Below are 25,057 nucleotides of genomic sequence, written 5' to 3' on the forward strand. Positions count from 1 at the left end.
GTACCGAAGGGAGCGCCGCATGAGAGCCGTCCCGGGCCGCACCGACCACGTGGTGGTGGTCGGTGCCGGGCTCTCCGGGCTGTCCGCCGCGCTGCATCTGCTCGGCGCCGGGCGTCGGGTGACGGTCGTCGAGCGCGCGGAGCGGCCCGGTGGCCGGGCCGGGCGGATCGAGCGCAACGGCTACCACCTCGACACCGGACCGACCGTGCTGACCATGCCGGACCTCCTCGACGAGGCGTTCGCCGCGGTCGGCGAACGCCTCACCGACCGGCTGGAACTGCGGGCCCTGCACCCGGCCTACCGCGCCCGATTCGCCGACGGCAGCGAACTGGCGGTGCACACGGACCCGGAGGCCATGGAGGCCGAGGTCGAACGGTTCGCCGGCGCCGGGGCGGCCCACGGCTACCGCCTACTGCGCCGCTGGCTCCAGCAGATGTACGCCCTCCAGCGGCACCGCTTCATCGACGCCAACTTCGACTCGCCGCGCCAGCTGCTGCACCCGGACCTGGTGCGGCTCGCCGCCCTCGGGGGGTTCGGCCGCCTCGACGCCCGGATCCGCCGCTTCCTGCCCGACCCGCGGCTGCGCCGGGTCTTCTCCTTCCAGGCGCTGTACGCCGGTGTGCCGCCCGCGCGCGCCCTGGCCGCCTACGCCGTCATCGCGTACATGGACACCGTCGCCGGGGTGTACTTCCCCCGCGGCGGGATGCACGCCCTGCCGCAGGCCATGGCCGATGCCGCCGCCGACGCCGGCGCCGCCTTCCACTACGGACAGGGGGTGACGGGGCTGGAGCGCAGCGGCGACCGGATCACGGCCGTGCGCACCGCGCACGAGCGGATCCCCTGTGACGCGGTGGTGCTCACCCCCGATCTGCCGGTCGTGCACCGTCTCCTCGGCCGGCGGCCGCACCGCCCGCTGCGCCTGCGCCACGCGCCGTCCGCGGTGATCCTGCATGCCGGCACCGACCGGACCTGGCCGCACCTGGCGCACCACACCCTCTCCTTCGGCGCGGCCTGGGAGCGCACCTTCGACGAACTCACCCGCACCGGCCGGCTGATGAGCGACCCCTCCTTGCTGATCTCCCGCCCCACCGTCTCCGACCCGCAACTCGCCCCTCCGGGCCGCCACTTGCACTACGTCCTGGCGCCCTGCCCCAACACCGAGACCGGCCCCGGCGCCCGCACCTGGCACGACCTCGCCCCCCGCTACCGCGACAGCCTGCTCGCCGTACTGGAGCGCCGGGGACTCACCGGCATCGGCGCCGCCATCGAGGAGCAGCACCTGGTCACCCCGGCCGACTGGACGGCGCAGGGGCTCGCCGCCGGAACCCCGTTCTCGCTCGCCCACACCGTCGCGCAGACGGGCCCCTTCCGCCCCCGCAACCTCGTGCGCGGCACCGAGAACGCCGTGCTCGCGGGCTGCGGTACCACCCCGGGCGTCGGCATCCCCACCGTCGTGCTCTCCGGCAAGCTCGCCGCGGCCCGCATCACCGGACCGCGGCCGCCCCGCTCCGCCGCCGTCCCGTCCCGCCCCGCGCTGAGAGGCACCCCGGCATGACCGACCGCGAACTGGACGCCGCAGGCATCACGGACCCGCTCCTGCGCGCCGCCTACGCCCACTGCCGCCGGCTCAACTCCCGGCACGGCAAGACCTACTTCCTCGCCACCCGGCTGCTGCCCGCGGCGCGGCGGCCCGCCGTCCACGCCCTGTACGGCTTCGCCCGCTGGGCCGACGACCTCGTCGACGAGCCCGGCGCCGGCCGCACCACCGCCGGCCGCGCTGCCGCGCTCGACGCCCTGCAGCGGTGCCTGGAGGACGGCCTGCGCGGCGCCCCGACCACCGAACCCGTGGTGCGCGCGGTGGTGCACACCGCCGCCCGGTACGGCATCGACCACCGCCACTTCCTCGACTTCCTGGCGTCGATGCGCAGCGATCTGACGGTGACGGACTACCCGACCTACGCCGACCTGCGGCGCTATATGCACGGTTCGGCCGCGGTGCTGGGGCTGCAGATGCTGCCGGTGCTCGGCACGGTCGTCCCGCAGGAGGAGGCGGCGCCGCACGCCGCGGCCCTCGGCGTCGCCTTCCAGCTCACCAACTTCCTGCGCGACGTCGGCGAGGACCTCGACCGGGGCCGGGTCTATCTGCCCGCGGAGCTGCTCGCGGCACACGGCGTGGACCGCGGACTGCTCCGCTGGAGCCGGGACACCGGCGCGCGGGACCCGCGGATCACCGCGGCCCTGAGGGCGGCCGCCGACCTCACCCGAGAGGTCTACCGCGAGGCGGCACCCGGCCTCGCCCTGCTCGATCCGCCCGCCCGCCCGTGCATCCGCACCGCGTTCGTCCTCTACGGCGCCATCCTCGACGCCGTGCGCGACGACGGCTACGCCGTCCTGCACCGCCGCGCGGTGGTCACCCGCAGGCGCCGGGCGGCCACCGCCGCGGGCGGTCTGGCCCGCGTGGCCGCCGCCCGGCTCACTGCCCGGCGGCCGGTCGTGCCGCCCGGCAGGCCGCGGCAGGTGCCGGTACCCGTGCCGGAGGAAGCCCCATGAGCCGGACGCGCCGCCCCCGCCCCCGCCTCCCGCTCCGGCTGCGGCGCAGTCCGCAGCCGTGGGCACAGCAGCGCCCCACCTGGCGTGACGCCAAACCCGCGGTCATCGCCGACGCCGTCAAGACCGCGCTGGCCCGCCCCTCCGGCAACTGGTTCGTGCTCGGCGCGGCCCGCGACATCGCCGCCGGCCGCGCTTTCGGCCGTACCGTCGCCGGCGTCGAGGTCGTCGCCTGGCGCGACGCCGCCGGCTGCCTGGTCGCCGGTCCCGGCGCCTGCCCGCATCTGGGCGCCCCCCTCGCGCTCGGCCCCGTGCACGGCGGCATCCTCCGCTGCCGGTGGCACGGACTCGCCCTGGACGGTGCCCCGTTCTCCGGCTGGGAGCCGTTCCCCGCCCATGACGACGGACTGCTGGCCTGGGTCCGGCTGGACGAGGCGGGCGGCGAACTCCCGCTTCCGGAGCCCGTCATTCCCGCCCGGCCGCGGCTGGCCGGGGCCGTCGCCGCCGTCCACACCGCCACCGGCTCCTGCGAACCCGAGGACGTCGTGGCCAACCGCCTCGACCCCTGGCACGGTGCGTGGTTCCACCCCTACTCCTTCGCCGACCTCACCGTCGCCGGCCCCCCGGCCGACGGGGAGCGGGCCGAAGGCCTCGCCGTCGAGGTCTCCTTCAAGGTCGCCGGCCGGGCCGTCGTCCCGGTCACGGCGCTGTTCACCGCCCCCGAGCCGCGCACCGTGGTGATGCACATCGTGGCCGGCGAAGGGCGGGGCTCGGTGGTGGAGACCCACGCCACGCCGCTGGGCCCGGACGACCGGGGACGCCCGCGCACCGCCGTCATCGAGGCGATCGTCGCCACGTCCCGGCGCCCGGGATTCGCCCTGGCGCGCGCGGCCGCGCCGGTCCTGCGTCCGCTGATGCGTGCCGCCGCGGCCCGGCTGTGGCGGGACGATCTGGCCTACGCCGAGCGCCGCTGGGAACTGCGCAGCAGCGGACGCCACCCGGGCTGAGGCCGTACGGCACCGGGCCGACGGGCGCCGGGCGCCCCCCGGTCACCGTCCGGTCTGCCGGGCCGCCCACCGCAGCACCGCCGAACGCCCCTTCGCCGGTACGGTCCACAAGGTCTGGCCGCGCACGCCCCAGCGCGCCAGCAGCGCGTTGGCGGCGAGGAACCCGGTCGTCGCGGCCCGCTCCATCAGCGCCACCGGGAACGAGGTGCGCACCCCGTCGCCCGCGACCACCACCCGCGGGTCGGGCGTGTGCACGGTGGGCCGGTCACCGTAACCGCCCACTGGGAACAGCGGACAGTCCGCGCGCCACTCATGGCGCTCGTCGACGATCCGGGTGTCGCGGGTCTCCGGGTAGACGGCGTGCAACTGGCTCACCAGAGCGCGCTGTTCGCGTGCCCGGTCGGCATCCGGGGCCATGGCGTAGGCGTGCAGTTCGAGCACCGAGCCGCCGGTACGGGCGGCCCAGCGGGCCGCCTCCCCCTCCCAGCGCTCCAGCACGCTGACGTTGTCCAGCGAGCCGAAACCGCTGGTACCCAGGAAACCGGGCCGGTCGGCGCGGACCCGTCGCTCCAGCCACAGCCGGGAGACCACAAACGGCGGTGCGGTCCGCAGCCGCCCGATCCGTGCCCGCCAGGCGGCATTTCCCAGCCGGGGCGAGGCGGCGACGAGCCGGTACAGCCCGCCGGGGTCCAGCGCCAGGACCACCGAATCGAAGCGGCTCTCCGCGCGCTCTTCGGCGACGTACAGCCCGCCGTCCGCCGCCGGTTCGACCCGCACCACCTCCGTGTCCGTACGCAGCACCGCCCCGTGCCCGGCCAGATACTGGCCGAGGGGGTCCCACAGCGCCTGCGGGAAGGGCTCGCCGGGCACATCGAACAGCAGGCCCTCGCTGGAACCGAGAAAGTAGATATGGAACATCAACGCCAGTTCCGCGGCCGACAGTTCGCCCGGATCGGCGAAGAAGCTCCGCGAGAACACCTCGAACGCGAGATGCCGCGCGGCCTCGGGGAACCGGATCCGGGCGAGGAAGTCCCGGGCACTGACGCGGTCCAACTGCGCGTAGACCTGCGGCACCCGTACGTCGAGCAGCGGCAGCGCCGCACCGGGGCTCATCCGCAGCAGATCCCGCCAGCCGAAGGTGGGGCTGAGCGCCACGAAGCCCAGCGCGCTCCAGGGCGGGGTCCGCGGCACCCGCGCGAAGCTGTCCCGCAGGCCCGAGCGGTGGTGCAGCGGATAGTCCGGCAGCCGCCGGAGCATGTCCAGCCCCGGGTCGACCCGGCGCAGCAGCCCCCGCAGGTTGTAGTACTGCGGAAAGAACGCATGGAATCCGCGGCTCATGGTCGCCGGGGAGCCGTCGGCGAGCCGCACCGGCCAGCCCGCCAGCCGGCCGCCGAGGCTCCGCTCCCGTTCGTACAGGGTCACCCGTACCCCCCGCTCGGCCAGCGCCGTCGTGGCGGCGAGGCCCGCGAGGCCGGCGCCGATCACCGCCACCCGCGGCCCGTCGGGCGCGGCCCGGTCCCGCCCCGCCGGCCCCGGCACCCGGCGGGCCCGGCGGTCCCGTCCGCGCCGTGCGGCCCCGTCGTGCCGCTGTCGAGGTGTCACGAGCCCTCCTCAGGGGGTCGGTACGAGGGGCGGTGGCGCTGCGGACGTCCGTGGGCGGGGGAGCGGGGCGGGTCACCAGAGCGCGGCACGGCGGGGCAGCAGCGGAAGCTCGGCGACGGTGCGGAGCATGGGCAGCACGGGGGTGTGCAGCCCGATGGTGAGGTCCTCCCATAGCCGGGAGCGGCCGTCGAGGAACCGCAGCAGCCGCGCCGTCGGCACCGTGCGGAACAGCCCGGTGAAGAACTCGGCCCCGTCCACCCGGCCGCTGTCCAGTGCCCGCAGCAGCACCGCATCCAGCGCCCGGTGCCAGGGGGAGTGCGCGGGCGGGGGGACCGGGGCCCGGCCCGCCAGCAGGGCCGCCGCGATCAGCGCGCTCTGTCGCTGTACGGCGGCAAAGGTGTATCCGGTCGACGGACGGGTCGCGCCGCCCGCCGTCCCGATGCGGAACACCGCGCGGCCGGCCCGCCGCGGGAAGTGGCCGTCGGTCATCGGGATCGCGCCCTGTTCGGTCGCCGTGACGTGGAACGCGCCCAGCCGCAGCACCCGTTCGGTGTAGTGGCGCAAGGCCCGCTCGTAGGCCGCGGTGTCCGCGATGCGGCGGGAGAACTCCGTGTACTCCACCAGCGCGGCACGGTCGCTCAGCGGCAGCACATAGCCGAAGGACAGCCCATGGCCCGGCTGCGGGGTGCGGAAATCCATCAGATCCGCCGTCGCGGGATCGAACGCCGGCCGCCGGGTGTGCACGAACCACCCGCGGAAATGCTGCCGCAGCGTGGTGCGGGCCGGCGGGAGGCGGCCGGCCGGGCGGGAGTCGAAGGCCCAGCGCGCCCGCAGCAGCACCGGCCGCCCCGACGTGTCGCGTCCCCGTACCTCGGCTCCCTCGGGAACGTCCCGTACGGATTCCACGGTCGCCTCGACCCGGACGACGGTGTCCCGAGCGGAGAGCCGGGCGCCGACGAGGGCCTCGAAATCACGCGAGCGCAGCATCTTGTACCGGAAGGGCGCGGGGTTGCCCACGGTCGCCGCGCCGCCGGGCCCGTGCACACGCAGCCGTTCCCACGAGGCGGTCAGCGCGCCGTCGAACGCGCCGCCGGGCGCTTCCCAGTAACACCAGGTCCGCTCCGGTGGGGTGCGGGGGCCGGGCGGTGCCTCGACGAGAACCACCCGCGGCCCGGGGCCCGTCGAGGGGGCGCACAGCCGGTGGGCGAGCGAGAGCCCGGCCGCTCCCGCGCCGACGATGACGGCATCCGCGTCCCGCACACCCGGTCCTCTCTCCGCCTCGGTGCCCCGACGGTGATCCTTGCGCAGGTCCCGGCCGGGGGGAGGCCTGCGACGCGCGGGCATTCCGGCGGATCCGGCCGGGCGTCGGGCCGCGGCCGCGGCCGCTGTGCGCACAGACCGGCGGGCCGCGCGGGGCTCCGCAGACCGGTGCCCCGCGGCGAAAGACGGGGGCGGGCGCGGAGACCGACGGGCCATCGGCAAGAATCCTCTCCCCACCAATCCAGGTGTCACCCGGCGCCGAATCACCTGTGACCACGTCACAGTCCGGAGGTGTCCATGCCCGTCGCAGCCCGCCGCGGCGACCGCTCCCCAGCGCCGCATGCCGGTGCGCTGGAGTCCCTGCTCGACCGCGTCTCCCGCGGCGACCAGCAGGCGTTCGAGAGTCTCTACACGGCGGTGGCCGGCACCGTGCTGGGCCTGGTGCGCCGGGTCGTGCGGGACCCGGCCCAGTCCGAGGAGGTCGCGCAGGAGGTGCTCATCGAGGTGTGGCGGACCGCGGCCCGCTTCGACCCGCGGCAGGGCAGCGCGATGGCCTGGATCATGACGCTGACGCACCGCCGCGCGGTGGACCGGGTGCGCTCGGTCCAGGCGGCGGCGGACCGCGACCACCGGGCCGGGGTACATGGCTACACCACGGCGTTCGACGAGGTCAGCGAGCAGGTCGAACGACGGCTGGAGCGCGAGCAGGTGCGGCGCTGCCTGGGACAACTGACCGAGCTCCAGCGGGAGTCGGTGACGCTCGCCTACTACCGCGGGTACACCTACCGGGAGACCGCCGACCTGCTCGGCACGGCACTGGGGACGGTCAAGACACGGCTGCGGGACGGGCTGATCCGGCTCCGCGACTGCCTGGGGGTATCGGCATGAGCACCGTCGAACTGCACACCCTGACCGGCGCCTACGCCCTGGGCGCGCTGACCGGCCGGGAGGCCGCGGAGTTCGCCCGTCACCTCGACCGGTGCGCGGCCTGCGCCCAGGAAGTACGGGAGCTCCAGGAGACCGCGGCCCGGCTCGCCCTGGCGGTCGCCGAGGTCCCCCCGGCCGCCCTGCGTACGCGAGTGATGGCCGCCCTCCCCACGGTCCGGCAGCTGCCGCCGGCGGAACAGGGGACGACCGTGGTGCCGATGCGCCGGCGGTTCCGGAACCGGCTGCCCTACCTGGCGGCCGCCGCCTGTCTGGTGGGTGCCGCGGTCGCCGGCGGGTACGCCGTCCAGGCCCGGCACGACGCCCAGGAGCAGCGGGACCGTAACGTCCGCGCCGAGCAACAGGCCGCCGTGGTGAGCGCGTTGATGACCGCACCGGACGCCACCTTCCACACCACGGCGCTCAAGGGCGGCGGCAGCGGGACCGTGGTGGCCTCCAAACGGCTGGGGCGGACCGCGTTCCTGTACCACGGCCTGCCGGCGCTGTCCGGTCAGCGGGTGTACGAACTCTGGTACAGCCGCAACGGCCAGATGGTGCCCGCCGGACTCGTCGAAACCGGCCGCTCCAGCGGCACGTTGCTGCTGACCGGCGGACCACAGGGCGCGGACGGCGTCGGCGTCACGGCAGAACCGCCGGGCGGCTCCAGCCGGCCCACCAGCTCGCCGCTGGCCCTGCTCGGCGTGTGACCGCCGCGCACCACCGGCCGTCCGCCCCCGGCCGACGGCCCGGCCCCGCCGCACCTGCCGCGGCGGGGCCGGCCTCGTACCGCCCACATCCGCTCGGCAAGATCGTGTGCGTCGAGACCAATCCGCACCGCCACCGGCTCCGAATCCCCTGGTGAGCGGGGTGCCGCAGCAAGGAAGCGGCCCCGCCCCGACAGGAGGAGGCGGCCGGCTGTGGAGCGTCGACGGATAGCGGTGGTGGGCGGCGGGGTCGCGGGGCTCACCGCCGCCTATGTGCTACAGCAAGGCGGGTGCGAAGTGGCCCTGTACGAGGCGGCGGACCGGCTCGGCGGCCACGCCCACACCCTCGACCGGCCGTCGGGCGACGGGCGGACGGTACGGGTCGACACCGGGTTCATCGTCCACAACGACCGCACCTATCCGCTGCTGCTGCGGCTGTTCCGCGAACTCGGGGTGCGCACCCAGGACTCCGAGATGAGCATGTCCGTACGGTGCGAGGGCTGCGGCCTGGAGTACGCCGGTGCCCGCGGGCCGGCCGGGGTGTTCGCCCGACCGCGCAACGTCCTGCGGGGCCGCTATCTGCGGATGCTGACCGAGATCCGGGCGTTCCACCGCGCGGCGCGCACCACGCTCGCCCTGGACCCCGGCGACGCCCTGACCCTCGGCCGGTTCCTCACCGCGCACCGCTTCTCGCGGTACTTCGTCGCCCACTTCGTCATGCCGCTGGTCTCCGCGGTGTGGTCCTGCCCGCCCGCGACCGCCGTGCAGTATCCGGCCGTCTATCTCTTCCGCTTCCTGGAGCACCACGGCCTGCTGTCGGTCGGCGGCTCCCCGCAGTGGAAGACGGTGACCGGCGGCTCGGTGGAGTACGTCAGCCGGATCGGCAAGCAGCTCACCGCGGTGCACACCGGCACTCCGGTCCGGGCCGTCCACCGCGCGCCCGACCATGCCCGGATCGTCACCGAGGACGGCACCGAACACCCCCATGACGCGGTGGTGCTGGCCGCTCACCCCGACCAGACACTGCGGATGCTCGCCGTGCCCACCGAGGACGAGCGGCGGCTGCTCGGCGCGTTCCCCTACTCGCGCAACACCACCCTGCTGCACGGCGACACCTCGCTGCTGCCCCGTGCCCGCGGCGCCCGGGCCTCCTGGAACTACCTGCTGGCCTCCTGTACCACGCCGGCCGACGAGGTGCAGGTCAGCTACCACCTGAACCGTCTGCAACGACTGGACACCCCGGAGGACTTCGTGGTCACCCTCAACCCCGGCGACCGCGTGGCGGACCACCGGGTCCTGGCGCGCATGGTCTACGAACACCCCCAGTACACCCCGGAGTCGGTCGCCGCCCAGCAGCAACTGCCGCAGCTGAACACGGCGGTCACCGCGTTCGCCGGGGCCTACCACGGCTGGGGCTTCCACGAGGACGGCTGCCGCTCCGGCGTCCAGGCGGCCGCGGCGCTGGGGGTGCGCTGGTGACCTCCCCTACGGCCGCCCCGGCCGCCCCCGGCACCGCCGTGCGCACTCCGGCGCTCTACGCGTGCGTGGTCTCCCACACCCGCACCGCCCCGATGCACCACGCCCTGCGCCACCGGACCTATCTGTGGCTGATCGACCTCGACCGTCCGCCCCGGCTCCCCGCCGCCCTGCGCCCGCTCGCCCGGTTCGACCCCCGCGACCACTTCGGCGGCACCGCGCCGTCCCTCCGGGCAGGGCTGGAACGGTTCCTGACGAGCCGTGGAGTGGAACTCGACGGCGGGCAGGTGCTGATGCTCGCGCACGCCCGGGTCCTGGGCCATGTCTTCAATCCCCTGACCCTGTACTGGTGCCACGACCGGCACGGCGCACAGGTCTGCGTCGTGGCAGAGGTGCACAACACCTACGGCGAGCGGTACTGCTATCTGCTGCGCACCGACGCCCAGGGCCGGGCGGCGGCCACCAAGGAGTTCTACGTCTCGCCGTTCTTCCCCGTCGACGGCGCCTACCGGATGCGCCTGCCCGAACCCGCCGGCCGGCTCGATCTGACCGTCCAGCTGCGACGGGGCGACACCACGCCGTTCACCGCGACCGTACGCGGCACCCGGCGGCCGGCCACCGCCCGGCAGCTGCTGGCCGCGGCGCTGCGCCACCCCTGGTCGACCGCCGCGGTCTCGGCCGCGATCCGCCGGCACGGCGTCCGGCTGTTCCTACGACGGCTGCCCGTCCAGCCCCGGCCCCGCCACCGTCTTCAGGAGGGCATGAAGTGAACGCATCCGTCTCGGACCGCACCGGAACCCGTGCCCCCGTCGCCCCGGTGGCCGCTGTCGCGACGGCTTCGACGCAGGTGGACGCGGCAGCGTGGCCGGACGTGGCGCGCAGCCCACACGCCTCGGCCCTCCGTACGGCCGCGACCCGATGGATCGTCCAACGGGCGCTGGCCGCCCTGCCGTTGCGGGTCGCGTGCGGTGCCGCACCCGTCACCGGCGCCGAGGGTCCCCTGCTGCGGGTGCACGACCCGGAGGTGTTCTTCCGCCGGCTCGGCACCGACGGGCTGATCGGCTTCGGCGAGTCCTATATGGCGGGGGAGTGGGACGCGGACGACCTGGTCGGCGTGCTGACCGTGCTCGCCGGCCACCTGACCTCGCTGGTGCCCCGCCCGCTCCAGCGGCTCCGGGGCGCCTGGGCGCGGCGCCGGCCGAGCGGGCAGCGCAACACCCTGGAGGGCGCCCGGCAGAACATCCACCGGCACTACGACCTGTCGAACGACCTCTTCTCGCTCTTCCTCGACCGGACCATGAGCTACTCCTCGGCCGTCTTCCGGAAGGGTCCCGCCGAATGGAGCGAACTGCCCGACGCCCAGCACCGCAAGATCGACCGGCTGCTGGACCTGGCCGGCGTCGGCGCAAGCACCCGGCTGCTGGAGATCGGCACCGGCTGGGGAGAGCTGGCCCTGCGCGCCGCCGCCCGCGGCGCCCGCGTCGTCTCCGTGACCCTGTCACGGGAGCAGCGCGACCTGGCCGTCGCGCGGATCGCCCGGGCCGGGTACGCGGACCGGGTCTCGGTCGAGCTGTGTGACTACCGGCAGGTGACCGGGGTCCACGACGCCGTGGTGAGCGTGGAGATGATCGAGGCGGTCGGCGCGGACTACTGGCCCGTCTACTTCGACGCGCTCGCACGCCTGGTGGCACCGGGCGGCCGGATCGCACTCCAGGCCATCACCATGCCGCATGCACGGATGCGCGCCACCCGCACCACCTACACCTGGATCCACAAATACATCTTCCCCGGCGGACTCGTCCCCTCCGTCGAGGCCATCGAGCAGTGCGCGGCGACGGCCGGGCTCCGGGTACGGCAGAACGACGGATACGGCGGCCACTACGCCGAGACGCTGCGGCTGTGGCGCGAGCGCTTCACCGAACGGTCCGCCGAGGTCGCGGAGTTGGGCTTCGACCCAATCTTCCGCCGGATGTGGGAGTTCTATCTGGCCTACTCCGAAGCCGGTTTCCGGGCCGGCTACCTCGACGTACGCCAGCTGCTCCTGACCCGCGCCACCCCGGCGACGACGGACGGAGAGCGCCGATGACCGCCCGGGTGTGGCGGCTGTACCTGGCCGGCAGCGGACTGGCGTTCCGCGAGCGCCGGATGGGCGTCGACCAGATCCTCGCCGTCCGCCCCACTCCGGAAGGAGAGGCCGCCATGCCGCCCACGCCGTACGACTGGTACGTGCCGGGAGGCTGGGGATGACCGGACTCCCCTGGGCGGCCCTCGCCGTCAACTGTGCGGCGGCGGCCGGGGCCGCCTTCGCGGTGCTGCGAGAGGACCTCCGCCCATGACGACAGGCCCGGAACGGCCCACGGATCCCACGGGCGGGCAGGAACCGCACCGGCCGCTGGTGGTACACCACCGCCCGGACACCCCGCAGGCAGCGGTGCTGCTGCTGCACGGCGGACGGCCCGACGACCACACCCCGCCGACCCGACTCAACCTCCCCGCGCTGCGGATGCGGCCCTTCGGCTGCGCGCTCTCCCGCACCCCACGTGGGCAGGAGGTGCTGCTGGCCTCCGTGCGCTACCGCTGCCGGGGATGGAACGGGCCGCAGGCGGATGCCGCTCAGGACGCCCGCGCGGCCCTCGACGAACTGGCCGGGTACGCCCCGGACGTACCGGTGGTGCTGGTCGGCCACTCCATGGGCGGCCGGGCCGCCCTGCTCACCGGCGGGCACCGTGCGGTGCGGGGCGTGGTCGCGCTTGCGCCGTGGTGCCCGCCCGGCGAGCCCGTCGCCCATCTGCGGGACCGGACCCTGGTGCTGCTGCACGACGTACGCGACCGGATCACCGACGCGGAGGCCTCCTGGCACTTCGCCGACCGCGCCCGGCGGGCCGGGGCCCGGGTCCATACGGTCGCCATGCCGCGCGGCGGACACACCATGCTCCGCGGCGCCCGCCACTGGCACCGGTTGACCGTGGACCTGGTCGCCGCCCTCCTGGACGGCACACCGGTGCGGGACGCGGTCGACGGGACGGGACCGGGGTAGCCCACCGGTCACTGACGACCCATCAGCCCCGCCCGACCGGGCGGGGCTTTCGTGTGTGCCTCGGTCCAGATGCCTACTCGGCGACACATAAGGAAGACAGGGAGTACGCGTTAGCCGCTTTTCAGTCAAGGGGAACGCTGGAAACGAGCAAAAGAGGCAACTAAACGGCCAGATTGTCGCGTCTTCCGTGCAGAGTCATAAGGCGGGGCTTTCCACCCCTGCCCCGCGCCTAAGGCTCGGAAACCGTTTTTTGAAGGAGATGGCATGCGACCGTTTGCGTTGAGTTACGCCCGCCCGGCGGTGAAGTCGGCCACCAGCACCCCGTACAGCTACGACGCCACGCGGCAACTCAACGTCCTGCCGGACGGACGCCCGGCCACCTGCAGCCGGGCCGTGCTGCTGGCCACCGGCACCACCGCTTCCACCGCCGGTTCCAAGACCCACTTCGACGACTGAGCACCGATGACCGTCCTGGTCCTTACCTGCGAGGAAGATCTGACCGCGGATATCGTGGTCGCGACGCTGCACGAGCTCGGGGTTCCGCTCGTCCGCCTCGACCCCGCCGATCTGCCCGGGCGGGTCTCCCTGTCGGCGGAGTACGCCGACAACGACTTCCACGGATATCTGAAGTCGGGCGAACGCATGGTGAGCCTGAACAGCCTGCGCTCGGTATGGGTCCGCCGGCCCGGCGTCCCCGGAGCGCGCTCCGCGGAACAGTCCGCCTGGATCACGGCCGAGGCCGAGCAGGCGCTGTACGGCATGCTCAGTTGCACCCACGCGCGCTGGATGAACCACCCCACCGCGGCCGCGCAGGCCCGCTACAAGCCGTGGCAGCTCCATATCGCCCATCGAAGCGGCTTCCTCGTACCCCCCACACTGCTCACCTCCTTTCCGTCCGCCGCCCGTCAGTTCGCCGCCACCCACCGGGACCTCGTGGTGAAGTCGGTCAGCGGAAAGCACCCCGGCGACCCGCCGATGGTGCTGCCCACCACGCGCATCAGCCCGGACACGGACTTCTCCGGGGTGGCGGCCGGCCCGACCCTGCTCCAGCGGCATGTCCCCAAGGAGGCCGATATCCGGCTGACGTGTATCGAGGATCAGCTCTTCGCCGCTCGCAAGAAGGCCGACCCCGAGGAAGTGGACAGCCGCTTCACCCACCACGGCACCTGGGAGGCCGTCGAGGTTCCGGACGCCGTCCATCGAGCAGTGCTCGCGTATATGAATGCCGCCCAACTTGCCTATGGAGCCTTTGACTTCGCCGAGGACCCCGAGGGAGCCTGGTGGTTCCTGGAATGCAACCAGGGCGGCCAGTTCGGCTTCGTCCAGCTGGAGACCGACCAGCCCATCGCCCAGGCCATCGCCGGCTGGCTGGCGGTGAAAACCGCGCTCTGATCCCGGAGGCGGCACGTGCACCGAAGGACCGCGATCCGGTCCGGCCCCTGCCGCCTTCCGGCTACTTGCTCAGGCTGTTGGCGATCACGATGAACAACCCGATCAGCACGTCCACGCCACCGACCCGAAGCGACGCCCACCACCCCCGGCGCGCCACCCGGGCCGCCCATACGCCACAGCCGAACAGCGCCACCATGTTGATGGTCAGGGCGACCTCGACCGCGCCCGCCTCGGTCCACCACGTCGCATAGGCGCCGAGCAGGGCGGCGATCGTCGGCAGCATCGCGGTCACCAGCGGCCATTCGGTGAGCATCGAACGCACCGCGCTCGCGGTGGCGTGGGTGTCGTCCTCGGCCCGGTGCGCGATGGAGTGGGCATAGCCGTGCGCCGCGGCCGCCGCCACCGCGGACAGCGTCACCCACGCCGCGTCGTACCCGGGGTCCATGCCTTCGTGGCTCAGGGCGCCTGCCAGGGCGCTGGCGAGCACCGACCCGTATACGGCGCCGAACAGCATCCGCTGGAGGAATTCCGCCCGTCTGCCCGGCCGTACCGGAACACTGCTGCTTTCTGACAAGGCGCCACCTCACAGGACCGACGGAGCTCCCCCGTTCCGGGGTGTACAGACGAGATGTAGCAGCCCCCGGTGCCGATCCGTTCGAAGCTGCGCCGAGGGCCCCGGCGAATTACCCCGCCACCGCACCGCCCGTCGTGACCACCGCACCGGCCGCGCGCCCGCCCGGCAGTACGCGACCCCGCGGGCCGAAGCGGTCAGGCGCGCAGCGTCAAGGGCGGGTGCGTGCCGTTCAGATAGTGGTCACCGATATCGCGGAGCCGGTGGGCGGGGGAGGCCTGCGCCGTCAGGATGCGGGCATTGCGCCAGAACCGGTCGAAGCCGAGGGGGTCGGCGGCGGAACCGGAGCCCTGGGTGAGTTCCAGGATGCGCGTGGTGATCTGCATCGCGGAGCGGCCGGTGGTGGCCTCGGCCGCGGCCACCAGGACCGCGATATCGGCCCGCTCGTCGACACCGAGCGCGGACCCGGCGAGCAGCCCCCGCGCCAGCGCCTCGGTCGCCGACTCGACCACCGCCGCCGCAGTATGAGCCGCCGTCACCAGCTCCCCGTACGCGAGCAGGAGATACGGATCCACACCGGGGCGGTCCGGGTACGCGCTCTCGTCCGGCCCCGTCACCGGCCAACGGCCCGGTGCCGCCCGGTTGCTGTCCCGCGCCTCGGCAAGTGCGCCTTCGGCGGTGCCCAGGCTGACGTGGACCAGGGCGAGCCGGAGCACCAGCGGGGCGAGCGTGGCGAACGGGGAGACGGCGTGCTCATCGCGGGGGACGGTGCCGAGCACCTCGTCCGCGGGGACGAGGACGCCGTCGAAGCTGAGGCTGCCGGCTCCGGCGAGCCGCTGGCCGAGGCGGTCGTGCTCGGCGTCGGCCGTCACCCCGGGACGCTCCGGGTCGAGACACACGATCAGCGAGTCACCGGTGTCGGTCCCCACCCCGCCGAGCACCAGCCGGTCTGCGACCTGCACACCCGCGGCGAGGGTCGTGCCTCCGCTGAGTACGTATCCGCCGTCGGCCGGGGTGAGCGTGAGGCCGTCCTCCGTCGCCGCCTCGGCGCCCGGGACGTCCGTGCTCCCGCCCCACAGCCACTGCTCCGCCACCGCCCGGCGTTCCAGCGCGTCGGCCCGCTCCGGGGTGCTGAAGAAGCGGGCACTCCACGACAGCGCATAGTGCCGGCCCAGCAGTTCGCCGATGGAGCTGTCAGCCGCCGCGATCTCCCGGATGACCCCGCAGGCGGTGCGCCAGTCGGTGCCCCGACGGTCCGGGCCGGGCGGCGTCAGCAGCGCGGGCATCCCCGCCTCGCGCAGCCGCGCGGCCTCGTCGAACGGGGGCTTGCCCGCCCGGTCGCGCAGCAGAGCGTCCACCGCCAGATCGTCCGCGACCTCCCGGGTGAGTCGCGGCCGGAGCGCTTCGTCGACGAGCCGGTCGGCCGGCGCGGAGCCGGCCCGTGCTGCGGACTTGTTCGGCATGGCGCGGTGCACCGTCCTGTCGGGTGTGTCGGGTGTGTCGGGTGGGGCGGGTGCGGGCGGACAGACTGCGCCGCCGGCCGCAGAGACGGAACACCGTGCTGTGTGCACACTGCACACCCAGTCCCCTTCCCTAGTTTTCCCACTGAATTGATAGGGAAAGCATGCTGTGCGGACTAGGCGCGGATCAAGGGGCGTTCAAGGGGCGGACAACCCGGTCTTGGGATACGAGACCGTTCCTGGTGTGCTGGAGCAGCCCCTACGGGTTCTCCCAGGACGCCGGGTCCTCCGTCAGGGCGGACACCTGGGACGGCAGCTCGGCCGAGGCGACATCGGCCAGCGACACCCCGTCGAGGATCTGCCGGACGTTGGCCCGCAGCGCGATCCACAGCGGCAGCAGGGATTCGGCGGGGCCGGTGTAGGACAACTCCGGCGGGCGGACGCCGCGTACCGACACCAGCGGCCCGTCCACGACACGGATGACGTCCGCGATGCTGATCGCCTCCGCCGGTTTGGCCAGCCGGTAGCCGCCGTTGCCGCCGCGCTGGCTGTGCACCAGCCCGCCCCGGCGCATGTCGTTCAGGATGCCTTCGAGGAACTTGTGCGGAATGTCCTGGGCGTGGGCGATGGCCTCTGCCTTGAGCGGCCCCGCGTCCCGGGCGGCAGCGAGGTGCAGCGCGGCACGCACGGCATAGTCCGCTCTGGCTGAGATCCGCATGCCCCGCATTATCCCGTACGGGTCACGGCCCGGGCCCGTCGGGGCATCCGCGACCTGGTCCCGAGCACCTCACCCGTCCGGTTGCGCGCCCCGACGACCGGACGGACGCTCGACGTACGGCATCGACTCCGAGGTGAGTGTCGTGGCAGACAAAGGCGCGTCCCTATCCGTCGCCAAGCCTTCCGTCATGGAGATCCGCGGGCCCGACGGCGTGCAGATGGACCTCGTCGTCAACGGCGTCTCGCGTGTTCTGCACCTGGAACCACGGGTGAGTCTGCTGGACGCGCTGCGTGAGCACATGGCACTGACCGGTACCAAAAAGGGCTGTGACCAGGGAACCTGCGGGGCGTGCACGGTATGGGTGGACGGGCGCAGAGTGCTGGCCTGTCTGACGCTGGCCATCACCTGTGAAGGCCGGGACGTGACCACCATCGAGGGCCTCGCCGAGGGCGATGAGCTGCACCCGATGCAGCGCGCGTTCCTCGAGCACGACGCCCTGCAGTGCGGGTACTGCACCCCGGGCCAGATCATGTCCGCCGTCGCGCTGCTGAACGAAGGGCACGCCGAGACCGACCGCGAGATCGCCGAGTGGATGAGCGGCAACATCTGCCGGTGCGCGGCCTATCCCCATATCCGCTCCGCCATACGTGAGGTGCGGGACCGGAAGACAGGACAGTGATGTGCGTGCCATCAGCTACACCCGTGCGACGGACGTCCCCGGTGCGGTCGCGGCGGTGACGAATGACCCCGGCAGTTCCTTCCTCGCGGGCGGCACCACGGAAGTCGACCTGCTCCGGCTGGACGTGCTGCGTCCGAACCGGCTGGTGGACATCAACCGGCTGCCGCTGGCCGGTATCGAGGACCGGGCCGACGGGGGACTGGTCATCGGGGCGCTGGCCCGGATGAGCGAGGTGGCCGAGGCGCCAGGTGTCGTGGAGCGGTACCCGATGCTGTCCCAGTCGCTCCTGCTGGGAGCCTCCGCCCAGCTGCGGCACATGGCGTCCATGGGCGGAAATCTGATGCAGCGGGTGCGGTGCTCGTACTACCGCGACCCCGAGTCCGCCTGCAACAAGCGCGTTCCCGGCAGCGGCTGTTCGGCGCTCGAGGGCGTCCATCGCGGCCATGCGATCCTCGGCACCAGCGAGCACTGCATCGCCACCCACCCCTCCGACATGGCGGTCGCGCTCGTCGCGCTCGATGCCGTGGTGCAGGTGGAGGGCGTCAAGGGAGCCCGCACCATCCCGGTCGACGACTTCTTCCTGCTCCCGGAGGACACACCCGAGCGGGAACACCCGCTCACCCCCGGCGAACTGATCACCGCGATCGAGGTGCCGGCGCTCCCCATGGCGAGGCGGTCGCGCTACCTCAAGGTGCGCGACCGGGAGTCCTACGAGTTCGCGCTCGCCTCGGCCGCGGTGGCGCTGGCGCTGGAGGACGGGGTGATCCGTGGGGTCCGGCTCGCGCTGGGCGGGGTCGCGACCAAGCCGTGGCGGGCGCACCGGGCCGAGGAGATGCTGCTGGGACAGCCCGCCGACGAGGACGCCTTCGCGCGGGCCGCGGACGCGGAGCTGGCCCCCGCCGTCACCCGCCCGATGAACGCCTTCAAGGCCGAGCTCGCCCGGCGCACCGTCGTCCGCGCCTTGCGGACCGCCGCCGCCCTGCGAGGTGAGCCGGCATGACCACGGGCAGCACCCTCGAAGCCGTCGGCCGACCCCTCGACCGCGTCGACGGTCCCGCCAAAGTCACCGGAAGCGGCCGCTACGCAGCGGAATTCACCCCGCCCGGCACCGCCTACGCGGCCCTCGTCGGCGCCCGTACGGCCAGCGGGCGGATCATCGGCATCAACACCGGTGCCGCGGAGGACGCCGACGGTGTGCTCGCCGTGCTGACGCACCGGAACCTGCCGAAGGTCGCCGCCCCACCGCAGCTGCTGCCGTCCCTGGCCGGCCATGCCGCCCCCGGGGAGAGCTTCTTCCCGATGCAGGACGAGGTCGTGCACTACTTCGGCCAGCCGGTGGCCATGGTGATCGCCGATTCGTACGAACGCGTCCATTTCGCGGCCCGGCAGATCCATGTCGACTACGCGCCCAGCGCCTCCGTCACCACCCTCGAAGAGGGCAGGGACCAGGCCTACGAACCCGAGGCGATCTTCGCGGGGTTCGTCCCCGCCCGCAGCGTGCGCGGGGACATCAAGGCCGGCTTCGCGGCGGCGGCCCAACGCCTGGACGTCACCTACCACTTCGCCGCCAACCACCACCACCCCATCGAACCCTCGGCCACCACGGCGGTCTGGGACGGCGACCGGCTCACCCTCTATGACGCCACCCAGGGCATCGTGGCCAGCCAGCGCACCGTCGCGGCGCTGCTGGGCATCCCCCCGTCGAAGGTGCGGGTACGGGCCTCGTTCGTCGGCGGCGGATTCGGCTGCAAGGCCATGATCTGGCCGCATGTGACCCTGGCGGCCATGGCCGCACGATGGGTGCGGCGCCCGGTCAAACTGGCGCTCACCCGGGAGCAGATGGCCACCTCCTGCGGCCACCGCGAAGAGCAGGAACAACGCATCGAACTGGGGGCGACGGACGACGGCCGGCTCACCGCGCTGCGCCACCACAAGCTGTCGCTGACGTCGCCGTTCGACGAGTGGGCCGAACCCTCGCTCAGTATCGCCGCGCAGGCGTACGCCTGCCCCCACTACGAGGGCGTGTACCGGCTGATCCGCAGCAACACCATGACGCCCACCTTCACCCGCGGCCCCGGTGAGACGACGGGGATGTTCGCCCTGGAATGCACGATGGACGAACTCGCCCACCGCATCGGCGTCGACCCGGTACAGCTGCGGCTGCGCAACCACGCCCACGCCGACCCCAACACCGGTCACCCCTGGTCGAGCGACGGCGCGCAGGAGTGCTACCGCCGCGGCGCGGCCCGCTTCGACTGGCAGTCCCGCAACCCCGAACCCCGCTCCGAGCGGGACGGCAACTGGCTGATCGGCAAGGGCATGGCCACCGCCGGATACCCGGTGTTCTTCCCCATGCAGCCGCAACGCGCCCGGGCCCGTCTCTACGCCGACGGCTCCGCCGTCGTACAGGCCGGGACGCAGGAGTTCGGCACCGGAGCGGCCACCGCGATGACCCAGGTCGCGGCCGACGGCCTCGGTGTCCCGCTCAGCCAAGTCCGTTTCGAGTACGGCGACACCGATCTGCCGAACGTCGCCGCCACGGTCGGTTCGGCGGGCGCCGGCATGATCAGCGCCGCGGTGCACACCGCGGTCACCACACTGCGCGACCAGCTGATCGCGCAGGCCGTCCTCGACCCCGCCTCCCCGCTGCACGGGTCCGACCCCGCGGCCGTCGTCGTCCGCCAGGGGCGGATGGAGCTGCGGGACGACTCCGGTACCGGCGAGACCTACCCCCAGCTGATGGAGCGTCACTTCATGACCGACATGGAGGCGCTCGGCAGCTGGAGTCCGCCCGCGCCCGATGTGCCGTACGGGCTCGCCACCTTCGGCGCCCAGTTCGCCGAGGTCGCCGTCGACCGCGACCTCGGGGTGGTCCGGGTGCGCCGCATGGTCGGCGTCTTCGCCCCCGGCCGGGTCCTCAACGCCAAGACCGCCCGCAGCCAGGCCATGGGCGGGATGCTCTGGGGCATCGGCCAGGCGCTGCTGGAGGGCGCCGTGACCGACACCCGCGACGGCCGCTGGGCCAACGCCGGCCTGGGCGAGTACCTCCTGCCGGTCAATGCCGACGCTCCCGACGTCGCCGTCGAGTTCGTGGAGGTGCCGGACCCGGTCGTCAATCCGCTGGGCGTCAAGGGGCTCGGCGAGGTCGGCATGGTCGGCGCCGCGGCGGCCATCGCCAACGCCGTCTTCCACGCGACCGGATACCGGGCACGGGAGCTGCCGATCAGGATCGAGCATCTGTTGTAGGGCGGCGCCAGAACTGCTGTAGGGCGGCGGGCCGCGCCCGGCCGGACATCGCCGGCGTACCGAGCGGCGCAGGTCAAGGCCCATCCCCCTGTGGCGGCGCGGAGCCCATGCCGCATGATTTCGGCAGGCTGCCGTCACCGCGGAGGGGTGCATGTACGGACAAACCAGTACCGGACGGGTCCTGTTGGTGGACGATGACGCGGCGATCCGGCGGTCGCTCGGCCGCGGGCTGCGGCTGAACGGCTTCACCGTGGGGCTGGCGGAGGGCGGCAGAGCCGCGCTGGAGCGGCTGGCGCAGTCGCCGCCCGACGTCATGGTCCTCGACATCTCGATGCCGGATCTCGACGGCATCACGGTCTGCCGGCGGCTGCGGGAGAGCGGCAACGACATACCGGTGCTGATGCTGTCCGCGCTCGACGAGGTCGCCGACCGGGTGGCCGGGCTCCAGGCCGGCGGGGACGACTACCTCGTCAAGCCGTTCGCCCTGGACGAGCTGGTGCTGCGGCTGCACGCCCTGCTGCGCCGCCGCCCGCCCGCCGCCACCGATGCCGTACACCTCGGCGCCCTGGTGCTCGATCCGGCGGCCCACCGCGCGCGGCTCGACGACCGGGAACTGACGCTGACCCGGCGGGAGTTCGCCCTGCTGGAGGTGCTGGCCCGGAACGCCGGGCTGGTGCTGAGCCGGGACCAGCTCCTGGAGCGCGTCTGGGGTTATGACGTCGAGGTCCGCACCGACGCCGTCGACACCTTCATCAGCTATCTGCGCCGCAAGCTGGAAGCGGGCGGACGGAGCCGGATCGTGCACACGGTGCGCGGTGTCGGGTTCGTCCTGCGTGACGACGAGAGCGGGGCGGCACAATGAGGCTGTCCACCCGGATCGCGCTGGTGGCCGGGACGGTGGTGCCGCTCTTGCTGGTGGCGTCCGGCTGGGTCCTGGTGACGCTGGTGAGCAAGGACCTGCGCGCCCAGGCCGATCAGCGTCTCGGCGCACGTGCGCAGAGCGTGGCGGTGGCGGCCCGCGGCGTGCTGCGCGCCACCTCGCACGACCGGCCGCGCGCCGAGCAGGCCCGCCAGCGCAAGCTGTTCACCTCCGCCCTGGACGTCGGAGTGCGGCTGACCGGCCCGGGCGGCACCGTCATGGACGGCCCGCAGCCCACCAGGCCGGTGCCGCTGCCCGAAGCAGGCACCCGTCCGTCGACCGTGCGGTCGCAGGGGCAGAGCTGGCGGGTGCTCGCCGTACCGGTGAACGGCGGCGGACCCGAGGCGCGCGGCATGCTGTGGCTGTTCTCCCCGGACACGGCACGCGAGGCGCAGCTCGGGCTGGTGCGCCGCAGGGTGCTCACGGTGGCCCTGCTGGCCGCTCCGCTCGCCGGCGGCATCGGCTGGCTGCTCGCGGCCCGCGCGGCCCGGCCGCTGCGCCGGCTCCAGCAGACGGCCGGCGGCCTCGACCCGCACACCGGCGCCGCCCGGCTGGAGCACACCCCGACCGGGATCACCGAGGTCGACGACCTTGCCCGGACGCTGCAGACCTTTCTGACCCGCTACGACGAGCAGGCCGCCCGCACCGTCGAGGCACTGGCCTCGGCCCGCTCGTTCTCCGCCGCCGCCTCCCACGAACTGCGCACGCCCCTGATGAGCATGCAGACCAACCTCGACATCCTGGAGGCGTTCTGGGACCTCGACGCCGCCGACCGGGCCGAGACCGTGCACGACCTGCGGCACGAACACGCCCGCCTGTTGGGCCTGTTGGTGATGCTGCGGGCACTGGCCCAGGGCGATCTGGTCGAGGCGGAATCCTTTGAAGTCATCGATCTGGCCGAGCTCGCCGACGAAGCCGCCGCCGATCTGCGGCGCAGGCATCCCGCGGCCGAGGTGGTGGTCGACAGCAGCCCGGGGCTGACCCTCCACGGCTGGCGGCCCGGTCTGCGGTCGATGCTCGACAACCTCCTGACCAACGCGCTGGTCCACGGCCGGTCCGCCGGCCCCGGGGCGTATGCCGCCCTCTCCCTGCGCCCCGCCGACGAGGGCACCTCGCCCGGCATCGTCCTCCGCGTCGACGACCGCGGCCCGGGCGTACCGCCGCAGCGGCGGGAGGAGGTTTTCCGGCGCTTCCACCGACGTCCGGACAGCCCCGGCTCCGGCCTCGGGCTCACCCTGGTTGCCCAACAGGCCGCCCTGCACCGGGCGGAGCTACGGGTCCTGGACGGCCCCGGCGGGCAAGGAGCCCGCTTCCAGGTCACGTTCCCCGCCGAGTGGTCCGGCCACCCCCGGCAACCGGCGCTTCCCGCGCACCGTGACTGGCTGGCCGACCCAGCGGACCTGGACCGGCCGGCCGACCCCGCGGACCGGGGCCGGCCACAAGGTTTCCACAAGGAACGTCCCTAATTTCTCCGCACGGACGGGCACCGCGCCCGCTTTCCCGTGAGGAGGACTCCATGCGTACCCGCAACCTGGTCATCACCTCGGTGGCTGCCTGTACGGCCCTGCTCGGCATCGCAGGCACCGCCGCCGCGACCGGCAGCACCCCGGCGCCCTCCCGGTCCGCCAAGAGCCCCACGGGCGACGGCGCGAAGTCGCTGTGCAAGCGCGCCCCCAGGATCGACAAGCGCCTCACGAAGGCCCTGCACCGACTCCAGGGCAACGCCGAAGTCCGCGGTTCCGTCGCCCGGTTGGAGAAGCGGGTGGCGCACGCGAAGGCCGCCGGACACAACGAGATCGAGACCTTCCTCAGCCACAAGCTCGCCCACCGCAAGTCCCTGGTCCCCACGCTCCAGCAGCGGCAGAAGGACCTCGCCAAGGTCGCCGCCTGGTGCCGTACGCAGCACAACACGGCCTCGTCGTGACCCGCACCGGACAGTTCGCGGTGCTCGTGGTGACCACCCTGGCGTGCGGCCTGCTCGTCGCCGGATGCGGCAACGGGGTACGCGCCGAGGGCGACGCTTCCCCTGCGGCATCGTCGCCCGCCTCCCCGGCGCCCACCAGCGCGGCGGAGATGCAGAAGCTGGTGGACGACGCCGCGAGCGCGGCCGCCGCCGCGGACTCCGACGCGGCCGCGGACCGCTGACGACCGCACACGTGCGCCCCATCACGGGGTGGGGCGCACGAGGTGCGGGCGCGCGCCACCGGCACTCTGAGGGGAACCGGCTCAGTCCTCGGCCCGCTGGGTGACCGGGGCCCCGGTGCGGTCGCCGAGGAACTCGTACCAGCGCCGCTGCAGACAGACGTAGCGCGCATCGGCCTCGACGAGGTGGAGGAAGGCCGTGACGGTCTCCTCCAGGCGCTGCTGGAGCGCGGGGTCGGTCAGCTGCCCGTCGTCGGTGAACGCCTCGTGCGCCCCGGCGAGGCTGAACATATCGGGGTAGACCCGGGTGCCGAGATGCTCCAGCGGAACTCTCAGTGCCCACAACCCCCGGTTGCCGCCGACCAAGGACGGCGAGGCGGAAACCAGCAGTGCGTGCTTGGTCTTGAACGGCTGCGGCCGGACGCGGGAGACCCAGTCGATCGCATTCTTCACCACCCCCGGAACGGAGGCGTTGTACTCGGGGGAGGCGAGGACGAAGGCGTCGCAGCGTTCGAGCCGGTCGCGCAGCGCGAGCGCCCCGTCCGGCACTCCGTGTGCGGCCTCCGCATCACCGTCGTACAGCGGCATGTCGAATTCCCGCATCGAGGCCAGATCGACGTCGGCGCCGGCCTCGGTCAGCATGCGGGCCACCAGCGAAGCCAGCTTGGCATTGGTCGATGCGGCGCGCAGCGCGGCGCCGAGCACCAGGATGCGCAGCGGACCGGGGTGTGCATCCGTGGTCATGGTGACGTCCTTCCGGTCCCTCGCCCCGGGGGCCCGTCGCCGCACGCGCCGGGTCACCGTCCGGGGGTGACAAAAGCGTACCGGCGCCGGGCCGGGAAATCCGGTACCCACGACGCCATGCCCGACGGGACCCAGGCCCCGCCGCCCGGCCACGGCTCACCGACGCGGGGCGCCGCGGCCCCGCCCACGTACGACCGCGACGGAGGGGCGGCGGCGGATCGTGCACCGCCACCGCCCCTGACTGATCCGGGAACGCGGGACCGGCGTGCGGTCCGCGGTACGGGCCCCGGCGCCTATGCCCCTAAGCGGCGGCACTACGCGCCCGGTTCCGTGCGGCCCGGCGCCGCATGGCGCGCCGCTCTTCCTCGCTCATCCCGCCGCAGACGCCGGACTCCTGACGGGACTGCAGCGCCCACTGCAGGCACTGTCCCATCACCGGGCAGCGGCGGCACACGGCCTTGGCCTCCTCGATCTGCAGCAGCGCGGGGCCGGTGTTGCCGACGGGAAAGAACAGCTCCGGGTCCTCCTCGCGGCATACCGCCTGATGGCGCCAGTCCATGGGTTCCTCCATTCTCCGCGGTCGAACGCGGTCCACAGGCGATGCGTCGAGGCGCCGGATCGGCCGCATG

At 73.6% G+C, this 25,057-nt stretch carries 25 protein-coding genes and 1 pseudogene; 19 read left to right on the forward strand and 7 right to left on the reverse strand.

The window, feature by feature from the left end:
• Positions 1 to 19 precede the first annotated feature (19 nt).
• The 3 genes from crtI to BKA18_RS35680 are packed head-to-tail and all read left to right on the forward strand — an operon-like array spanning position 20 to position 3,554.
• The gene (gene crtI / locus BKA18_RS35670) at positions 20 to 1,555 is read left to right on the forward strand and encodes a phytoene desaturase family protein (RefSeq protein ID WP_366045028.1); all 1,536 of its coding nucleotides are present in this window, start codon (positions 20 to 22) and stop codon (positions 1,553 to 1,555) included.
• A complete protein-coding gene (locus BKA18_RS35675; RefSeq protein ID WP_366045029.1) occupies positions 1,552 to 2,550 on the forward strand; it encodes a phytoene/squalene synthase family protein in 999 nt (332 codons plus the stop codon). The genes crtI and BKA18_RS35675 overlap by 4 nt, the downstream gene beginning before the upstream one ends.
• Positions 2,547 to 3,554, forward strand: a complete 1,008-nt coding sequence (locus BKA18_RS35680) for a DUF5914 domain-containing protein (RefSeq protein ID WP_366045030.1) — start codon at positions 2,547 to 2,549, stop codon at positions 3,552 to 3,554. The genes BKA18_RS35675 and BKA18_RS35680 overlap by 4 nt, the downstream gene beginning before the upstream one ends.
• Before the next feature lie 42 nt (positions 3,555 to 3,596).
• Here the strand turns inward: BKA18_RS35680 and BKA18_RS35685 are convergent, their stop codons facing one another.
• Together BKA18_RS35685 and BKA18_RS35690 are read right to left on the reverse strand one after the other, a co-directional pair.
• Positions 3,597 to 5,156 (reverse strand): FAD-dependent oxidoreductase, encoded by a 1,560-nt coding sequence (locus tag BKA18_RS35685; RefSeq protein WP_366045031.1) that lies wholly within the window; start codon positions 5,154 to 5,156, stop codon positions 3,597 to 3,599.
• Positions 5,157 to 5,228: 72 nt separating this feature from the next.
• The gene (locus BKA18_RS35690) at positions 5,229 to 6,416 is read right to left on the reverse strand and encodes a lycopene cyclase family protein (RefSeq protein WP_366045032.1); all 1,188 of its coding nucleotides are present in this window, start codon (positions 6,414 to 6,416) and stop codon (positions 5,229 to 5,231) included.
• Positions 6,417 to 6,713: 297 nt separating this feature from the next.
• Here BKA18_RS35690 and BKA18_RS35695 point away from each other — a divergent pair, with 297 nt between their 5' ends.
• From BKA18_RS35695 to tgmB, 9 genes and pseudogenes are all read left to right on the forward strand, one after another.
• On the forward strand, positions 6,714 to 7,304 hold the full coding sequence (locus tag BKA18_RS35695) for a sigma-70 family RNA polymerase sigma factor (protein WP_093487875.1): 591 nt from the start codon (positions 6,714 to 6,716) through the stop codon (positions 7,302 to 7,304).
• A complete protein-coding gene (locus tag BKA18_RS35700) occupies positions 7,301 to 8,047 on the forward strand; it encodes an anti-sigma factor (protein ID WP_006607873.1) in 747 nt (248 codons plus the stop codon). Before BKA18_RS35695 ends, BKA18_RS35700 begins: the two co-directional genes overlap by 4 nt.
• 210 nt (positions 8,048 to 8,257) lie before the next feature.
• Positions 8,258 to 9,523 carry an NAD(P)/FAD-dependent oxidoreductase gene (locus tag BKA18_RS35705; RefSeq protein WP_366045033.1) on the forward strand — a complete coding sequence of 422 codons (1,266 nt, stop codon included), beginning with the start codon at positions 8,258 to 8,260 and terminating at the stop codon, positions 9,521 to 9,523.
• 92 nt (positions 9,524 to 9,615) lie between these two features.
• Positions 9,616 to 10,290: a DUF1365 domain-containing protein gene (locus BKA18_RS35710; RefSeq protein WP_429638793.1), complete on the forward strand. Its 675-nt coding sequence runs from the start codon at positions 9,616 to 9,618 to the stop codon at positions 10,288 to 10,290.
• Entirely contained in the window at positions 10,287 to 11,606 is a 1,320-nt protein-coding gene (locus BKA18_RS35715; RefSeq protein ID WP_429638750.1) for a class I SAM-dependent methyltransferase, read from the forward strand. The genes BKA18_RS35710 and BKA18_RS35715 overlap by 4 nt, the downstream gene beginning before the upstream one ends.
• A pseudogene (locus BKA18_RS35720) lies at positions 11,606 to 11,767 on the forward strand (SAM-dependent methyltransferase); the annotation flags it as partial. The gene BKA18_RS35715 and the pseudogene BKA18_RS35720, both read left to right, overlap by 1 nt.
• A gap of 85 nt (positions 11,768 to 11,852) precedes the next feature.
• The gene (locus BKA18_RS35725) at positions 11,853 to 12,557 is read left to right on the forward strand and encodes an alpha/beta fold hydrolase (RefSeq protein WP_366045034.1); all 705 of its coding nucleotides are present in this window, start codon (positions 11,853 to 11,855) and stop codon (positions 12,555 to 12,557) included.
• Between the two features lie 264 nt (positions 12,558 to 12,821).
• Positions 12,822 to 13,013: a putative ATP-grasp-modified RiPP gene (gene tgmA / locus BKA18_RS35730; protein WP_040901932.1), complete on the forward strand. Its 192-nt coding sequence runs from the start codon at positions 12,822 to 12,824 to the stop codon at positions 13,011 to 13,013.
• Positions 13,014 to 13,019: 6 nt separating this feature from the next.
• On the forward strand, positions 13,020 to 13,949 hold the full coding sequence (gene tgmB / locus BKA18_RS35735) for an ATP-grasp ribosomal peptide maturase (protein ID WP_366045035.1): 930 nt from the start codon (positions 13,020 to 13,022) through the stop codon (positions 13,947 to 13,949).
• Between the two features lie 61 nt (positions 13,950 to 14,010).
• On the opposite strand, the gene BKA18_RS35740 is transcribed toward tgmB, so the two are convergent.
• From BKA18_RS35740 to BKA18_RS35750, 3 genes are all read right to left on the reverse strand, one after another.
• A complete protein-coding gene (locus BKA18_RS35740) occupies positions 14,011 to 14,523 on the reverse strand; it encodes a hypothetical protein (RefSeq protein WP_366045036.1) in 513 nt (170 codons plus the stop codon).
• Positions 14,524 to 14,717: 194 nt separating this feature from the next.
• On the reverse strand, positions 14,718 to 15,983 hold the full coding sequence (locus BKA18_RS35745; protein ID WP_366045037.1) for an acyl-CoA dehydrogenase family protein: 1,266 nt from the start codon (positions 15,981 to 15,983) through the stop codon (positions 14,718 to 14,720).
• A 256-nt stretch (positions 15,984 to 16,239) separates the two neighbouring features.
• On the reverse strand, positions 16,240 to 16,698 hold the full coding sequence (locus BKA18_RS35750; RefSeq protein WP_366045038.1) for an RrF2 family transcriptional regulator: 459 nt from the start codon (positions 16,696 to 16,698) through the stop codon (positions 16,240 to 16,242).
• 187 nt (positions 16,699 to 16,885) lie between these two features.
• On the opposite strand from BKA18_RS35750, the gene BKA18_RS35755 reads away from it, so the two are divergent.
• The 7 genes from BKA18_RS35755 (at position 16,886) to BKA18_RS35785 (ending at position 23,687) form a co-directional block, all read left to right on the forward strand.
• Positions 16,886 to 17,377 carry a (2Fe-2S)-binding protein gene (locus BKA18_RS35755; RefSeq protein ID WP_366045117.1) on the forward strand — a complete coding sequence of 164 codons (492 nt, stop codon included), beginning with the start codon at positions 16,886 to 16,888 and terminating at the stop codon, positions 17,375 to 17,377.
• Between the two features lies 1 nt (position 17,378).
• A complete protein-coding gene (locus tag BKA18_RS35760; RefSeq protein WP_366045039.1) occupies positions 17,379 to 18,377 on the forward strand; it encodes an FAD binding domain-containing protein in 999 nt (332 codons plus the stop codon).
• Positions 18,374 to 20,623 carry a xanthine dehydrogenase family protein molybdopterin-binding subunit gene (locus BKA18_RS35765; RefSeq protein WP_366045040.1) on the forward strand — a complete coding sequence of 750 codons (2,250 nt, stop codon included), beginning with the start codon at positions 18,374 to 18,376 and terminating at the stop codon, positions 20,621 to 20,623. Before BKA18_RS35760 ends, BKA18_RS35765 begins: the two co-directional genes overlap by 4 nt.
• 151 nt (positions 20,624 to 20,774) lie before the next feature.
• Positions 20,775 to 21,485 carry a response regulator transcription factor gene (locus tag BKA18_RS35770; RefSeq protein WP_366045041.1) on the forward strand — a complete coding sequence of 237 codons (711 nt, stop codon included), beginning with the start codon at positions 20,775 to 20,777 and terminating at the stop codon, positions 21,483 to 21,485.
• Positions 21,482 to 23,008, forward strand: coding sequence for a sensor histidine kinase (locus tag BKA18_RS35775; RefSeq protein WP_366045042.1), 1,527 nt, complete (start codon positions 21,482 to 21,484; stop codon positions 23,006 to 23,008). Before BKA18_RS35770 ends, BKA18_RS35775 begins: the two co-directional genes overlap by 4 nt.
• A gap of 50 nt (positions 23,009 to 23,058) precedes the next feature.
• Positions 23,059 to 23,466: a hypothetical protein gene (locus tag BKA18_RS35780; RefSeq protein ID WP_366045043.1), complete on the forward strand. Its 408-nt coding sequence runs from the start codon at positions 23,059 to 23,061 to the stop codon at positions 23,464 to 23,466.
• Entirely contained in the window at positions 23,463 to 23,687 is a 225-nt protein-coding gene (locus tag BKA18_RS35785; RefSeq protein ID WP_366045044.1) for a hypothetical protein, read from the forward strand. The genes BKA18_RS35780 and BKA18_RS35785 overlap by 4 nt, the downstream gene beginning before the upstream one ends.
• Before the next feature lie 81 nt (positions 23,688 to 23,768).
• Here BKA18_RS35785 and BKA18_RS35790 read toward each other — a convergent pair whose 3' ends face one another.
• Positions 23,769 to 24,428, reverse strand: coding sequence for an NADPH-dependent FMN reductase (locus BKA18_RS35790; protein ID WP_366045045.1), 660 nt, complete (start codon positions 24,426 to 24,428; stop codon positions 23,769 to 23,771).
• Between the two features lie 301 nt (positions 24,429 to 24,729).
• Positions 24,730 to 24,987 (reverse strand): WhiB family transcriptional regulator, encoded by a 258-nt coding sequence (locus BKA18_RS35795; protein WP_006607855.1) that lies wholly within the window; start codon positions 24,985 to 24,987, stop codon positions 24,730 to 24,732.
• Positions 24,988 to 25,057 lie beyond the last annotated feature (70 nt).

Source organism: Streptomyces auratus, assembly GCF_050433025.1.
GTDB lineage: Bacteria > Actinomycetota > Actinomycetes > Streptomycetales > Streptomycetaceae > Streptomyces > Streptomyces sioyaensis.

What these genes read in the sequence shown, in the direction of transcription:
- tgmB (WP_366045035.1), top strand. Translation starts at nt 13,020, where the DNA reads ATGACCGTCCTGGTCCTTACCTGCGAGGAAGATCTGACCGCGGATATC.
- BKA18_RS35755 (WP_366045117.1), top strand. Translation starts at nt 16,886, where the DNA reads ATGGAGATCCGCGGGCCCGACGGCGTGCAGATGGACCTCGTCGTCAAC.
- BKA18_RS35790 (WP_366045045.1), bottom strand. Translation starts at nt 24,428, where the DNA reads ATGACCACGGATGCACACCCCGGTCCGCTGCGCATCCTGGTGCTCGGC.
- tgmA (WP_040901932.1), top strand. Translation starts at nt 12,822, where the DNA reads ATGCGACCGTTTGCGTTGAGTTACGCCCGCCCGGCGGTGAAGTCGGCC.
- BKA18_RS35775 (WP_366045042.1), top strand. Translation starts at nt 21,482, where the DNA reads ATGAGGCTGTCCACCCGGATCGCGCTGGTGGCCGGGACGGTGGTGCCG.
- BKA18_RS35750 (WP_366045038.1), bottom strand. Translation starts at nt 16,698, where the DNA reads ATGCGGATCTCAGCCAGAGCGGACTATGCCGTGCGTGCCGCGCTGCAC.
- BKA18_RS35770 (WP_366045041.1), top strand. Translation starts at nt 20,775, where the DNA reads ATGTACGGACAAACCAGTACCGGACGGGTCCTGTTGGTGGACGATGAC.
- BKA18_RS35695 (WP_093487875.1), top strand. Translation starts at nt 6,714, where the DNA reads ATGCCCGTCGCAGCCCGCCGCGGCGACCGCTCCCCAGCGCCGCATGCC.
- BKA18_RS35765 (WP_366045040.1), top strand. Translation starts at nt 18,374, where the DNA reads ATGACCACGGGCAGCACCCTCGAAGCCGTCGGCCGACCCCTCGACCGC.
- BKA18_RS35710 (WP_429638793.1), top strand. Translation starts at nt 9,616, where the DNA reads ATGCACCACGCCCTGCGCCACCGGACCTATCTGTGGCTGATCGACCTC.
- BKA18_RS35680 (WP_366045030.1), top strand. Translation starts at nt 2,547, where the DNA reads ATGAGCCGGACGCGCCGCCCCCGCCCCCGCCTCCCGCTCCGGCTGCGG.
- BKA18_RS35745 (WP_366045037.1), bottom strand. Translation starts at nt 15,983, where the DNA reads ATGCCGAACAAGTCCGCAGCACGGGCCGGCTCCGCGCCGGCCGACCGG.
- BKA18_RS35780 (WP_366045043.1), top strand. Translation starts at nt 23,059, where the DNA reads ATGCGTACCCGCAACCTGGTCATCACCTCGGTGGCTGCCTGTACGGCC.
- BKA18_RS35675 (WP_366045029.1), top strand. Translation starts at nt 1,552, where the DNA reads ATGACCGACCGCGAACTGGACGCCGCAGGCATCACGGACCCGCTCCTG.
- BKA18_RS35725 (WP_366045034.1), top strand. Translation starts at nt 11,853, where the DNA reads ATGACGACAGGCCCGGAACGGCCCACGGATCCCACGGGCGGGCAGGAA.
- BKA18_RS35795 (WP_006607855.1), bottom strand. Translation starts at nt 24,987, where the DNA reads ATGGACTGGCGCCATCAGGCGGTATGCCGCGAGGAGGACCCGGAGCTG.
- BKA18_RS35700 (WP_006607873.1), top strand. Translation starts at nt 7,301, where the DNA reads ATGAGCACCGTCGAACTGCACACCCTGACCGGCGCCTACGCCCTGGGC.
- crtI (WP_366045028.1), top strand. Translation starts at nt 20, where the DNA reads ATGAGAGCCGTCCCGGGCCGCACCGACCACGTGGTGGTGGTCGGTGCC.